The following is a 13,685-nucleotide window of genomic DNA, read 5'->3' on the forward strand; positions in this document are numbered from 1 at the left end:
TTGTAGAATTCCATCTTTCCTCCCTCAAATGTAACACTTTATGAGTATAAGAATATTTTCCAACTTTTAATGTAATGTAAAATTAATATAGTTACAATTACTAATTATATGGATTTATAGTTTCTTTTACAAACTTGTATCACAATACGAGAAATTATTAAAATATGGTTCACTAATAATCAATGGGAGTTTTATTCATCATCACTGATTATTAGTCCACTCCAGATAGGCTTTTACAGGGAGTCCGACTTCTTTGCCACATCTAAATTTTGAGGTGGGAGTCTTACTACCCGCAAATAGCCAGATTAAAATAAATATGGTTTTTCACCTTTATTTCTTTTAATAGTTTCTTTTGATTTTTATATAGATAATTTCGAAGGAGCGTATTTTATGAAAAGAATGTTGACCGAAAGAGAGTTAGAAGTGGCTATTTATGTAGCAAAAGGATTTACAGATGTAGAAATTTCAAAAAAAATATATGTTACCCCTCGAAGAATTTCAACGATAATTAATCATATTAAAGAAAAATGGCATATTAATTCTAGAGTGGAATTAGGTATTTTAGTTTATCATTATGGTTTTATAGATGCACCCTTATTTTCAAATAAAGAAAATCATTTATTCGAAAAGGTTGCACAATAATTGGCCAAGTATAATGTGTTCATTTACAAATAAAAACAGAAAAGTCGCTGAACTTTTATTATTTAAGATAATTCTGAAGGTGATGGGCATGTATGGATTGCTAAAAGAAAAAATATAGATTGTATTTAGATATTTTAGTAAGAATGATTGTACCAGAAACTTTTAAAACCCCAATAATAGAGGACTCTTTGGATGTTTTATTGAAGGGATTCAAACGACTTTTAAAAGGTAAAAACATACCTTTAGACAATGTTTCTTCTTCAACAGCAAGTATAGCTTTTAATGTAGAAAATCCATCCATTTTGATTAAGCTTTTTTCAAAAAGGGTGGGTTTCTTCAGTTTATAGGAAAGGTATACTTAACTCATAAAAATTACAATAAAATAGGTAAACAGGTTTTCATAAGAAATAGAAAACTCCACTGAACACTATAAATATATTATTTTAAATTAATTGGTTGTTGTTGAGTAATACAATGTATCATACCACCATTTTTATAAAGCTCTCTTACATCAATCCCCACAACTTTACGATCAGGATAAAGTTTTTGAATCATCTCATTTGCTATTTTATCATTAGGATCATTATAGTTAGGAACTAAGATAACTTGATTCGCTATATAATAATTAATATATGAACCTTTATAATCAAGCTGCTTCCCATTTTCTAATGTAACATTATTCTTGCTTAGCGGCAGATATACATACTTGTACTTATTCCCCTCAGCATCTTTTGCCTGCAACAACTTGTTAATATCTTTATCAGACGTTCCCCATTCAGCTAAATCTTTTTTGTTTAATGTTATAATAGTAGATTTATCGTGGAATTTTGCAAATCCATCAATATGAAAATCAGTAATATCTAAGTTAGGTACTCCATCTAACCAAATAAAATTTGTTACCCCAAGGTCACTAATATATTTTTCAATATCTTTTTCTGACAATTTTGCATTTCTATTTTTATTCGTTACAGCACTTCTAGTTAGTAAAGCAGTTCCATTACAATCTAATTCAATTGCGCCACCTTCAAGAACAAATTTATTCCAATCAATTCTTTCAATTCCTAACTGTTTACTAAGATTCTCACGAAGACGAGCATCTTTCTTATATGGTGTTTTCTTTCCCCATCCGTTAAATCCTGGGTCTAATATCTTTAGATTTTTGTCATTATCATAAACAAAAATTGGTCCAGTATCTCTCGCCCATACATCGTCAGTAGGTGCGATAAAGAAATCAATTTTCTCCATATTTACCCCGTGATCTATTAAAACCTCAGTAATTCTTTCTTTTTCTTCTTGATCATATGCAACAATATGAACTTTTTCGCCTTTACTTAAAGCATTTGTCATTTGAATCCAAATTGGCTCTACTTCTTGCTGATATTTTTGCCCATATGTAAATTCATGAGGCCATTGTAGCCATGTTCCTTCATGTTTGTTTTTTTCATCTGGCATTGTATACTTTCCTATTTGTTTTCGCACCTCTACTTTCTTCATATCTTTTCTTTGCGTTTTTTCAATTTCCTTCGCCTGAACTTTCTCAATCCCCTTCCCTAGAGCATAACCACTGAAAATAGATGTGGTTAGTATAGCACTCATACACAAATTCGTTATTTTTTTCATTTCTTAACCTCCTTTTCTGTCTTACTGTAAACCTTTACATAGTGTGAAGGTCAAGCTTTTCCATTTGAATTATTTAAATATTTTAAATGGAAAGTGTAATTTGAATCGAACTTTATACAAAACAAGTAAGAATCAACTATTTCTACTATAATCATCATTTTTTCATAAAATCTTACACTCTTTTCTTTTGTTATCCTTTTTATACTATGTACTGTATTATTTTCGAAAATAATACAGTACATGAAATTTCATATTAAATACATATTCGTTCATTTATTAATTTGTTTATTCAGTTTATATTTAACTATTCAAAAGCAGTTGCAATTCTCTCTTTCATTTTCTGTAATACTTCACTGCTCAATACTTTTTGACCAGTAGGAAGTTTTAATATGGCAGCGGCACCTTTACTAAGGTATATTTCTTGATCATTATTTTGATTTACTACCAATATTCCTTGCCCTTCAAATTCGAAATAACTAATATCTTTTGTTTCATTTGTATTATTCTTTATTGCTGTATATAATCCATATAAATCTTTACTTCTATTTTCTCCGCCCGTTCGAATCGGTTCAATATCATTCGCAACAATTAGTCCTTCTGGCTGCTCACCCTTCATAATAAACCACAGCTTTTCATTTGTTGGTAATAGTAAATTCTTAAATTCAGAGCTATTTAAAATTTGCTGTGCTGGAATTGTTGCATAGATTGGTAACGAAAATGGAGATGTTGTTATTTTTTCAAAACTTAAATTTTCAGAAGAACTTCCCTTACTATATTGATAATCTTTTAATGCGATTGATTGTACTGATTCACTTTTATTTTTTGATGCATAACTAATTTTACTACCGAAAATAATAACGGTCATTAAGCACATGCACGGTATCACAAGCTTAAGTAGTTTTCCCATTTATGAACCCCCGCTTTTAATATTATTAGTTTGCATGGATATTATAAACAGTTTCACTCCACCAAAAATTATTATTGTTATGGAACGTACTGAAATTATGATTATAATGATCACCATACCAAGGGTCCATGTACGTTATATAATCTGTTCCATTTGTCCCTTTATAAAATCCATCAAGTACTAGAAAGTGTCCGATGTTAGCTCCATTTTGCCACATAATGAGTGCAATCATCGGCTGATTACTATTAATTTGACTTTTGAACCAATCATATGATTTTGCTCCAGTACTTATAGCTGAGCTAACACCATATCCTGATAATCCATATTGTATTTCACGTGAAGTTGCAGGATTATTATATGATCCACCCTTAACATACCTAACGTACTGATCTTGTGAAGGAGTTTTCCAAAAATAATTTAAAACTGAAACCGAAGTGCCTGCCCAACACCAATTTGATCTTTCTTGTAATATGTTAGGTACAGATAATTTACGATCTATTGATGTATTTGGAGGATTTCCATTAATATACGCTGACGTTACATATACTTTTTTTCCATCTTTAAAATAATAAAACCAACGATTATCTAAATTTCCTGTCCAGTAATCTTTAACCGCTTCACCATACTCCCATCCTTTAAAAGATACTGTTGTATTTCCGGGAATCACATCTACAATATTTGCATTCAAACTTTTTGCCTCTCTAACATTTACATTCAATGGAGCTGTTGTTCCTGTAAATTCAACTTCCTCTGCTATTATTTTCTGAACACCAATAAAACTAAATGTGAAGAACAATAAAAACATACAAACAATAAAATGCTTTCTTCCCTTCATTTCTCCACCCCTTCATCAGTACTAAAAAACATCAACAATTCATCCTTATTAATTGTTCAAGCTTAATATTACATACTAACGAAAAATGACTTCTCATAAAGTGAAACTTTGATCAGTAGTGGTTTTATTCATCCCCCACTGATTGTTAGTTAAACCAATCGGGCTGCTCTGCAAATAGCGGGATAAATTCCAATACAAAAAAGGAGCCTATAAATTTTTATAGGCTCCTTTTTATTTCGTCGTTATTACTTAGCTAATTCTTTTGTACCCTTCATTACATCAATGAAGAATCCCCAGTTATTCACTACAGAAGAGATACTGATATGTTCATCTGGAGTGTGGACGTTAAAAATGTCTGGTCCGAATGAAATTGCATCTAATTCAGGCATTTTTTGAACGAATGCGCTACACTCAATCCCCGCATGCACAGCGAAGATTTCAATTTCTTTATTGTATTTTTCTTGATGCACTTTTTCAAATAAATTACGAATTTGTGAGTTTGGATTGTATGGCCATTCTGGATACTCTGACTCTATTTCAAATGTAGCACCAACTAATTCAGCAATATATTTGATTTCTTCTGCAACATGTTGTTTTAAACTACTTACAGAACTTCGCACTTCGTTACGTAATTTAATTTCATCTTGCAACGTTTCAATAACGCCTAAATTTGTTGAGCTTTCTACAAGACCTTTAATATCCATGCTCATACTTTGAATGCCATTTGGAATTAAGAATAATGATGAAATAAGCTGCTTTTGTGTCTCTTTAGCAAATACTTTTTCAACTTTTTCATCCAATTTTGTCAGTGTAACATGAACATCTGGATCAACAGCACGCATTTCTTCTTGTAATACACGTGTCCATGATTCTAGTTTTTCTTCTACTTGTCCTACATCTTCTGTACGAATTAAAAGTGTAGCTACACTTTCACGCGGAATTGCATTCGTTTTTAATCCGCCGTGAACTTCACTTATGTTAAACTCCGTATGTGCTGATAAATCACGTAATACTCGTCCTAATACTTTGTTCGCATTACCACGTTGTTTATCAATTTCCATACCAGAATGTCCGCCTTTTAGACCACCAACATATAGACGGTATGCATCCATATTCGCTGGCGTTTCATCCCAAATTACGGGAATTGTTTCAACAGCTTTCGCACCACCTGCACTACTTACAAGTAATTTATGATCTTCTTCAGAATCAATATTTATAAATATCTTTCCTTCAAAATGATTTGGATCAATAGCAAAAGCCCCGCCCATTGTCGTTTCTTCTTCAGTAGTGATAACGACTTCAAGTGCTGGATGCGTAATTTCTTTTGAATCTAATAAAGCTAATGCATACGCAACTGCAATACCATTATCAGCACCTAAAGTTGTTTGATTTGCATATAACATATCCCCAATGATTCTTAATTCAATTGGATCTTTTTCAAAATCATGTGCTGTTGCTTGATTTTTTTCGCAAACCATATCCATATGACCTTGAATAATAATAGCTGGTACATTTTCATAACCAGCTGTTGCTTCTTTTTTAATAATGACATTTAATGCTTCATCTTGAATGACTTCTAAGTTACGCTCTTTTGCAAAGCCCACTAAATAATCACTAATTTCCTTTTCATTACCTGATCCTCTAGGAATCTTTGAAATTTCTGCAAAATGATAAAATACAGGGTGCTTTGTTAATTGTTCTAAAGTAGAATACATTTTTCAAGCTCCTTTCAAAATGAAAAAATAGTATGTAAGTCTTTTATCATTATACCATGATTCATTATTTTACCTTTCTTTTAACTTTTATTGTTCATTTTATGTAAAACACTCTTACAACATTGTAAGGGCATTGTAATCTATATCGATTTTTCTCATTTAATAATAGCCGTATACTTTTTAAAGAAACACATTAAAGGAGATAAAGAAAATGAAAAAGTTTTTAGCAATTATTACACTATGTTTATTATTTTCTAGTTTTACTATTGGCTGTGAGAGAGCGTCACTAAATAGAATTGGTAAAGATGTATATTACATGCAGATAAAAGGCGAAGGAACTATCGAAAAGGTAGATGGTAGAAACTTACGAAACTATACGCTGCCCGCATATGATGAAGATGGCGTCAAAAAACAAATTACATTTAGAAGTACAAAAAAAGAAAACAATCATAAATTAAATGCAGACGCGTTTTTACGCCTTTATGTAGATCAAGATGATAATAATAAAAATGAAATATCATCAATTGAAGTAAAGTCCTATGAAGAGATTCAGAAAGCAGATTTGCCTGAAAAAATAAGAGAAAAGTTTACTATTAAATAAAAAAAAAAGAAAATGCTCTATGCATTTTCTTTTGTTCTTTTCACCTGTATATATTTTGAACTACTATTATTCATCAGTTTCTCTAACCGATTTATATTCTCCGTTAATGCACCTTTCACAAGAGAGAAATCTGTATTTGATTCTTCTTTTTTTTCTTTAAAAAACGAAGACTTTTGCACATTGACTTCAGCCATCTCTTCTCCCCCTTTTCAAAAAGATACAACCTTTTATTTATATTATATAGCAAATGTAGAAAGAGTGTACACTTATGATTTTCTTTTTAATTCTTCTTCTAATTCTTCTACTTGCTGCAACGTATCCCCTTTTATTAAAGAGAAATCTGTTGTACCTTCAACTCCTATCTCGCATTATCTCTTTTTTATTTTTGTTAATTATCATAAAATTAACAACATTAATCTACTACTACTTAATAATATTTGATATTATTAAGTAGTAAATTAATGGAATTATCATCTAATATATTTTTGGTTAAAATAATTTTTCATACAAGGAGGTTAACCATATTGAATATTATCGTGACTCCAGAATTATTAGAATGTTCAGCCGAAAAATTCAAAAGTGCTCAAGAACAAGCACAAGTACAATTTACCAACCTTCGAAAAGATATCTCATATCTTGAATCAATTTGGTATGGTTCTACCAAAGAAAAGTTTTATTATGATTTTCAACAATCTAGCCAAGTAATGAATAAATATATTCATTACCTTCAGCAGATTGAAACTCAACTAAAAAGGGCAGCCGAAAAATTCAGAAAAGTAGATGATGAAACAGGAGCTGAGTTATCCACAAATAATGGGAGTTTACTCGATTCTCTCAAAAAGGGATTGATGACCGCATTATCTCCCACCGTTAAATTAGGTATAATGGCAGGTGTATTAAATGTTATTCCAAACAAAAAAAGAAATGATTTAGTAGATATCGTCACTCGTAAATGGGTTAATGGTAAGGCGGGAGAATTATGGAATAAATTAATTCCCTTGAAAGACTTTTCAACATTAGAAAAAACCGCTGCATCATTAGGAAAATTAGATAAATCTCTTCCTAAAAATAGTATTAAAGAATCTAATATTTCTAAGCATATTATAAAAAATATGAAACCCTTTGGTATAGCTTCCATTACCCTTACTACATTAGGTGAAGTAAATTCATTAACATCAGCCATACAAAGTGATTTTAAAAAATATGATGGCTCTCAAGCTGGTGTTAATATTGCTATGGATACAGTTTATTCTACAGGAAAGGTAGTTGGAAATTTAGCTTCAACTTATGCAGGTGGAGTAGCGGGTGCTGAAGCGGGTGCATTAGCTGGCTCATTCATTTTCCCTCCAGTTGGTACAGCTGTTGGTGCAATTGCAGGTGGCATTATTGGTTCTACTGTAGGTGGCACCGCATTCAATGAATTGGCAGATAAATTTGTACCTCGTCAAAAGTTTAAAGAGAGTATTTCAAGTTTTACAGATAGCTTCACTAATTTTTTAAAATAAATTAAAAATCAATTGAAGAAATGAGGTAAAAAAAGTCTCTAATTAGACTTTTTATGAGCTATGAATAAAAAACAAATTGTTTCCATAGAGGAATTAGCATTTCTAATGAACTCTATAGAAAATCAACCTTATGCAAAAGAATTACTAAGTCTTATCTATGATGAACTAGAGAAAGCAGATGTCGAAAAAATATTATTAACTGCAGCGCATTCCCTATTTGCTAGAGGATTATTAAACTTTAATCAACAAACTAAAGAAATGCAATTACAACCGGGTATAAAGAAATTATTCAGCACTATGTGTAATCCGCACCTTTCATTATTACTTCAAAAAGTCGATTTTACAAACGAAACAACGATTACTGCTAACATTTATATTGATAACACTTCAAACGTTACATATCAGAGTTTAGATGGTATTATACATGAAATCGAAGGGATTTCAGACGATAGATTATTTTTAGAATCTAAAAATTTATTACAGCTAGGATTTCAAGAAGAGGAAAAAGAAAGTAACATTGTAGGAACTCTCCCAAACCACATCGTACAAAATATCGAAAAGTTATTCCCATTGTCTATTCAAGAAGGGAAAACAATGTTAATCGAGAATGGATTTAATTCCTTATATGCTGAAAATTTTATAAGGGATTTAAAAACAACGCAGTCGATTTACACTATTATGCGTCTAGATACAACAGAAAAGAATGAGGTTATTTCTGACAATGGATTCTTTGTTATTGAATCACCAAACACTCAATGGCTATTAACTCAAAATATAATAAATGATTCCTTTGATATAACCTATTTAACCAAAAATCTTTTCGAAAATGAAATAGCAAAACTAATAAAACATTAATCCTCTAAGACGGGAGTATATTTATATTGAATAAACATCAGAATTCTAACAAAAAAAAGGAAGGTCTTTTCGAAAATAGGATATTACCTATCATCACTGTTCTTTCAGGTGTAATTCTACTAGTGTACAAAGGGTTAGAATTTATTTCAAAGTATGTACTACTTTTAATCTTATTTGCCCTAATTATTGCTTCTTTATACTTATTGTTTATGCGAGAAATAGTTGGTGCTGCTATTGGATTTATTTTTGCAGCTCTTGGATATTATATGTATAAAATTATTTTTAAACAAAAAAAGAAATAGCGGATAAACAAATCATAAAGATGTAATTTAAAAGAGAATGCTTTTACGCATTCTCTTTTAAATTACCCTCTTTTATATACTTATATGGGATCGCCTCTATAAGTTTTTCTAATCCATTTACATTTTGAGTTAATGCACCTTTCACAAGAGAGAAATCTGTATTTGATTCTTCTTTTTTTTCTTTAAAAAACGAAGACTTTTCTACATTGACTTCAGCCATCTCTTCTCCCCCTTTTCAAAAAGATACAACCTTTTATTTATATTATATAGCAAATGTAGAAAGAGTGTACACTTATGATTTTCTTTTTAATTCTTCTTCTAATTCTTCTACTTGCTGCAACGTATCCCCTTTTATTAAAGAGAAATCTGTTGTATCTTCGTTACCTTCTTTAAAAAAATCATTGTCATAATCTTTTACCACTACAATCACCTCTACATGCTAGTGTAGGAATGATTGTCCAATTTTATTCAACTTTGTCGGATTTTGTTTTTAATTTATGTATAGAAGAAAAGGACAGAAAAAGATTCTGTCCTTATTTACTAAAATAACTATGATGTATTGTTAAATTATATACATTTTCAAAATCCCGATCTTGCAGGTTATTTTTCTTTCCATCAATAACAATGAAAACGTCACTTACTATTTTTGCTGGTATAATCCCGACATTTTCTACTTGCACCGCTTTCTGCTCATTCAATTGCTCGATATGTTCTAACGGAACGATAATACTAAATTGCGAGCGAATACCACGAAAGTTTGTATTTAATTCTTTCGCGGCTTCAAAAACAACAATTTTCGCACCAATCTTTTCCCCATATGAATCTAAAAATGCATTTAAGCTCTTTGTATATTCCTCTTCCGTATGCCATTCCATCGTACCGAATACTGCTGGATTAACATTTTGAATAATTGTCGTGTATATTTCTCCTCTCGCTTTAGATGCAATTAATGATCGTTTTATTGATTGAACTGTCTTGCCAATATCGCTAAATTTCGCACCCCATATTTCAGAAATATTAGGTGTTAAAATGAACGCAATATCAACAAAAATAACCATTGCAGTAAACATTAAAAGATTTTTCCAGAGGGTTAAATCAATTCCTTTTATCATGAAATACACGGTGACAGATATGATAAACAAACCATACCAAGTCTTTCTAATACGTTGCTTTTTCTCCTCGTACAACTCCTCATTTTTCCAATAAAAGAAAACAAGGACTACAAAGACAATCGCTAAAACAAATAAGCCAATTCGAATGTTAGAGATCATTAATCACATCACCCTCCATTCAAAAACTACTCACGATATCATTACATGCGCAAGCTGCTCTCTTTATGACAAAAGACGTGGACAAGCTTCTAAAATTAGCTACATCGCATATACATTAGAAAGTACCACGTCTTTTATCCTGTTATTTGTGGGCAGTAAGACCCCCACTGATTAAAATTTCACTTTACCATGAGTCTATATTGTATATGTAGACAAGCATTCATTTCAAATTTTCGTATTAAAAAGAAATATGTTTCGGAATTTCCCCTTCAGGTACTTCTCCATCCATACTTAAATAATAATGACGAATCGGACGTAAGTTTTCGTCTAATTCATAAACAAGCGGAATGCTAGTGGGAATATTTAATGAAACTACACCATCACTTGAAAGGTTGTCTAAATATTTTACTAGCGAGCGAATTGTGTTACCGTGTGATGAAATAATTACTTTATTACCACTTTTTAATGTCGGCGCAATTTCTGAATGCCAATAAGCAAGTACTCTCTTCTCCGTATCCTCTAAACATTCAGTTAATGGAAATTCACCTTTTTTGAGTGTTTTATATCTTGGATCGGTCGCTTCATATCGAGGATCGTCTTCAGTAAGAGCCGGTGGTCTTACATCAACACTTCTTCTCCAAATATGAACTTGCTCCTCACCATATTTTTGTGCAGTTTCATCTTTATTCAGCCCTTGCAATGCACCATAATGTCTTTCATTTAGCTTCCAAGATTTATGTATTGGAACCCAAGTAAGATCCATCTCATGAAGTACAATCCATAACGTCCGAATTGCGCGTTTTAATACAGATGTATAAGCCACATCAAAAGTATATCCGTTTGTCTTTAATATTGCTCCTGCTTCTCTCGCTTCACTTAATCCATTCTCTGATAGATCAACATCTGTCCATCCAGTAAAGCGATTTTCAAGATTCCATAAGCTTTGTCCGTGACGAATAAGTACAAGTTTTATCATTATAATTCCCCTTTCGGAAATGTGAATTTTATTGTTCCATTGCGTACACGTATAAAGTATCTAGTAATGTATCTTTTTATCCATTCACTCTATGACCAAATCATAGTTGCCAAATGTATGGATAAAATTTGTTCTTTTTCAAACGATAAAAACAGAAGTTTTTTCATTATTTTTGATCGACTGGTAGTTCACGTTTCGTTATCCAAGCATCAAAACCTGATCGGCTATTTGCCATTTCATTCATAACTTGGTGCCAATTGTCCTCACATGATTCACCAAATTTTGAAAAAATAGCACCCATTTGTTGTCTTTGTACATCACTCAGTTTTTTCTCTAAATCTGTACCTTTTTCTGTTAAAGACAACTGTTTCACACGTCGATCATGCATAGCTTCATTACTCTCAATTAAGCCCTTTTCCACAAGTTGACGTAGCGGTCCGTGGAGAGCTTGTTTACTTATTTCTAATAGTGATAATAACTCATTTACACTTATCCCTGGAAAACGTGCGATAAAAAATAAAATTCGATGATGTACTCGTTGAATGCCATATTCTTTTATAATTTCATCTGGCTTTTCAGTAAATGTTTTATATGCAAAATAAAATAATGCTAATGCCTCATTCATCTGTTCTTCTTTATGTTGTGTCATCTACTTTCCCCCTGTATGTAAATTATACCACAATCTAGTAATGAATATTTTAATCAACGCATTAGAACTTATTTAGTCTATTGAAACATTCATTGCATAATTAGGAGATGATTCATTTGAAAAAACAATATACTGTAAGTACATATTTATTGGATAGACTACATGAATTAGGAATTGAACATATATTTGGGGTTCCTGGTGATTATAATCTTGCCTTTTTAGATGATGTGGTTGCACATGAAAATTTAAAGTGGATTGGCAATTGTAACGAATTAAATGCTGCATATGCAGCAGATGGGTACGCTCGCATAAAAGGAATCGCTGCTCTTATTACTACTTTCGGAGTTGGAGAATTAAGCGCTATTAACGGTATTGCTGGCTCATATGCGGAAAACGTGCCAGTTATAAAAATCACGGGTACGCCACCAACAAAAGTAATGGAAAATGGAGCAATCGTCCATCATACGTTAGGAGATGGAAAGTTCGATCACTTTTCCAATATGTATCGAGAAATCACTGTGGCACAAACAAATGTAAAACCTGAGCATGCTGCTGAGGAAATTGACCGTGTTTTACGTGCATGTTGGAATGAAAAACGCCCGGTTCATATTAATTTGCCGATTGATGTATATAATAAACCAATTAATAAACCTACAGAACCAATTTTATATAAACCGATTTTAAGTAATAAAGAAGCGTTGGATAAAATGCTACTACATGCCACTTCAATAATAAATAACGCCAAAAAACCTGTAATTTTAGCTGATTTTGAAGTAGATCGATTTCACGCTAAAGAAAATTTACATCAATTTGTAGAAAAAACTGGGTTTCCCATCGCGACGTTAAGTATGGGAAAAGGAATATTCCCAGAAAAACACCCTCAATTTATAGGGATTTATACTGGTGATGTAAGTTCTCCGTACTTGAGAAAAAGAATTGATGAATCTGATTGTATTATTAGTATTGGTGTGAAGTTAACTGATACTATTACAGGCGGCTTCACACAAGGTTTTACAAAAGAACAAGTTATAGAAATCCATCCCTACACTGTGAAAATTATAGATAAAAAATACGGTCCAGTTGTAATGCAGGATGTTTTACAACATTTAAGTGATTCAATTGAGCATCGTAATAAAGATACCCTTGACGTTAAGCCATTTATTTTAGAATCATCACCTTTTACTGAAGAGTTCATTCCAAAAGCACAAATGGTCACACAAAAACGTTTTTGGCAGCAAATGTACCATTTCTTACAAGAAAACGACATCTTAATTGTAGAACAAGGAACACCTTTCTTTGGTAGTGCTGCTATCCCTCTACCTAAAAACACTGCATATGTAGGACAACCGTTATGGGGATCTATCGGATATACATTGCCCGCTCTACTTGGTACACAGCTCGCCAATTTAGCACGGCGCAACATTTTAATTATTGGTGATGGTTCTTTCCAAGTAACTGCCCAAGAGTTATCAACTATACTACGTCAAAATTTAAAACCGATTATATTTTTAATCAATAACAACGGATACACTGTTGAACGTGCCATTCACGGCCAAAACCAACCTTATAATGATATACAAATGTGGGATTACAATAAACTATCAATGGTATTTGGGTCAGAAGAAAAAAGTCTAACATTTAAAGTAGAAAATGAAGCAGAATTAGCAGAAGTCTTAACAAATATAACTTTTTATAAGAATCAACTTATCTTTATTGAAATTATAATGAGCCAAAGCGATCAACCTGAATTGTTAGCTAAACTCGGGAAAAGATTCGGTCAGCAAAATTCTTAATATAAAAGCATAAC

Annotated in this window: 16 protein-coding genes; 6 read left to right on the top strand and 10 right to left on the bottom strand. The window is 31.7% G+C overall.

Features of this window, described 5'->3' with window-relative positions; genetic code table 11:
* Positions 1-390: 390 nt before the first annotated feature.
* On the top strand, positions 391-642 hold the full coding sequence (locus ACO6VI_RS28075) for a response regulator transcription factor (protein WP_000827555.1): 252 nt from the start codon (positions 391-393) through the stop codon (positions 640-642).
* Between the two features lie 438 nt (positions 643-1,080).
* On the opposite strand, the gene ACO6VI_RS28080 is transcribed toward ACO6VI_RS28075, so the two are convergent.
* From ACO6VI_RS28080 to pepD, 4 genes are all read right to left on the bottom strand, one after another.
* A complete protein-coding gene (locus ACO6VI_RS28080) occupies positions 1,081-2,262 on the bottom strand; it encodes an agmatine deiminase family protein (RefSeq protein ID WP_063547291.1) in 1,182 nt (393 codons plus the stop codon).
* Between the two features lie 304 nt (positions 2,263-2,566).
* Complete coding sequence (locus ACO6VI_RS28085; protein WP_161520461.1) at positions 2,567-3,169, bottom strand: hypothetical protein; 603 nt, start codon at positions 3,167-3,169, stop codon at positions 2,567-2,569.
* A 25-nt stretch (positions 3,170-3,194) separates the two neighbouring features.
* Positions 3,195-4,004 (bottom strand): papain-like cysteine protease family protein, encoded by an 810-nt coding sequence (locus ACO6VI_RS28090; protein WP_422424685.1) that lies wholly within the window; start codon positions 4,002-4,004, stop codon positions 3,195-3,197.
* A gap of 245 nt (positions 4,005-4,249) precedes the next feature.
* Positions 4,250-5,719 (bottom strand): beta-Ala-His dipeptidase, encoded by a 1,470-nt coding sequence (gene pepD, locus ACO6VI_RS28095; protein ID WP_063547288.1) that lies wholly within the window; start codon positions 5,717-5,719, stop codon positions 4,250-4,252.
* 211 nt (positions 5,720-5,930) lie between these two features.
* On the opposite strand from pepD, the gene ACO6VI_RS28100 reads away from it, so the two are divergent.
* Complete coding sequence (locus tag ACO6VI_RS28100) at positions 5,931-6,320, top strand: YxeA family protein (protein ID WP_000713869.1); 390 nt, start codon at positions 5,931-5,933, stop codon at positions 6,318-6,320.
* 17 nt (positions 6,321-6,337) lie between these two features.
* Here ACO6VI_RS28100 and spoIISB (ACO6VI_RS28105) read toward each other — a convergent pair whose 3' ends face one another.
* Complete coding sequence (gene spoIISB, locus ACO6VI_RS28105) at positions 6,338-6,514, bottom strand: stage II sporulation protein SB (RefSeq protein WP_000852629.1); 177 nt, start codon at positions 6,512-6,514, stop codon at positions 6,338-6,340.
* Between the two features lie 330 nt (positions 6,515-6,844).
* Between spoIISB (ACO6VI_RS28105) and ACO6VI_RS28110 the strand changes: the two genes are divergently transcribed.
* Genes ACO6VI_RS28110 through ACO6VI_RS28120 form a run of 3 tightly spaced genes read left to right on the top strand, consistent with a single transcriptional unit; the run spans position 6,845 to position 8,982 of the window.
* The gene (locus ACO6VI_RS28110) at positions 6,845-7,825 is read left to right on the top strand and encodes a WXG100 family type VII secretion target (RefSeq protein ID WP_063547287.1); all 981 of its coding nucleotides are present in this window, start codon (positions 6,845-6,847) and stop codon (positions 7,823-7,825) included.
* A gap of 60 nt (positions 7,826-7,885) precedes the next feature.
* Positions 7,886-8,680 (top strand): hypothetical protein, encoded by a 795-nt coding sequence (locus ACO6VI_RS28115; RefSeq protein ID WP_176328690.1) that lies wholly within the window; start codon positions 7,886-7,888, stop codon positions 8,678-8,680.
* 26 nt (positions 8,681-8,706) lie between these two features.
* Positions 8,707-8,982: a hypothetical protein gene (locus ACO6VI_RS28120; RefSeq protein ID WP_063547286.1), complete on the top strand. Its 276-nt coding sequence runs from the start codon at positions 8,707-8,709 to the stop codon at positions 8,980-8,982.
* 43 nt (positions 8,983-9,025) lie between these two features.
* Here the strand turns inward: ACO6VI_RS28120 and spoIISB (ACO6VI_RS28125) are convergent, their stop codons facing one another.
* The 5 genes from spoIISB (ACO6VI_RS28125) to ACO6VI_RS28145 all read right to left on the bottom strand — a co-directional run bounded on the left by spoIISB (ACO6VI_RS28125) (position 9,026) and on the right by ACO6VI_RS28145 (position 11,878).
* Entirely contained in the window at positions 9,026-9,202 is a 177-nt protein-coding gene (gene spoIISB, locus ACO6VI_RS28125) for a stage II sporulation protein SB (protein WP_063547285.1), read from the bottom strand.
* A 72-nt stretch (positions 9,203-9,274) separates the two neighbouring features.
* Positions 9,275-9,403, bottom strand: coding sequence for a hypothetical protein (locus ACO6VI_RS28130; protein WP_000237819.1), 129 nt, complete (start codon positions 9,401-9,403; stop codon positions 9,275-9,277).
* A gap of 112 nt (positions 9,404-9,515) precedes the next feature.
* Positions 9,516-10,253 (bottom strand): type II toxin-antitoxin system SpoIISA family toxin, encoded by a 738-nt coding sequence (locus tag ACO6VI_RS28135; RefSeq protein ID WP_000624977.1) that lies wholly within the window; start codon positions 10,251-10,253, stop codon positions 9,516-9,518.
* Positions 10,254-10,491: 238 nt separating this feature from the next.
* Entirely contained in the window at positions 10,492-11,229 is a 738-nt protein-coding gene (gpmA, locus tag ACO6VI_RS28140) for a 2,3-diphosphoglycerate-dependent phosphoglycerate mutase (RefSeq protein WP_063547284.1), read from the bottom strand.
* Positions 11,230-11,395: 166 nt separating this feature from the next.
* On the bottom strand, positions 11,396-11,878 hold the full coding sequence (locus ACO6VI_RS28145; protein ID WP_000191889.1) for a MarR family winged helix-turn-helix transcriptional regulator: 483 nt from the start codon (positions 11,876-11,878) through the stop codon (positions 11,396-11,398).
* Positions 11,879-11,985: 107 nt separating this feature from the next.
* Between ACO6VI_RS28145 and ACO6VI_RS28150 the strand changes: the two genes are divergently transcribed.
* Positions 11,986-13,671, top strand: coding sequence for an alpha-keto acid decarboxylase family protein (locus ACO6VI_RS28150; RefSeq protein WP_063547283.1), 1,686 nt, complete (start codon positions 11,986-11,988; stop codon positions 13,669-13,671).
* The last annotated feature ends 14 nt before the right edge of the window (positions 13,672-13,685 follow it).

It is taken from the genome of Bacillus sp. PSXD-155, assembly GCF_049310765.1.
In the GTDB taxonomy this organism is placed as follows: domain Bacteria; phylum Bacillota; class Bacilli; order Bacillales; family Bacillaceae_G; genus Bacillus_A; species Bacillus_A cereus.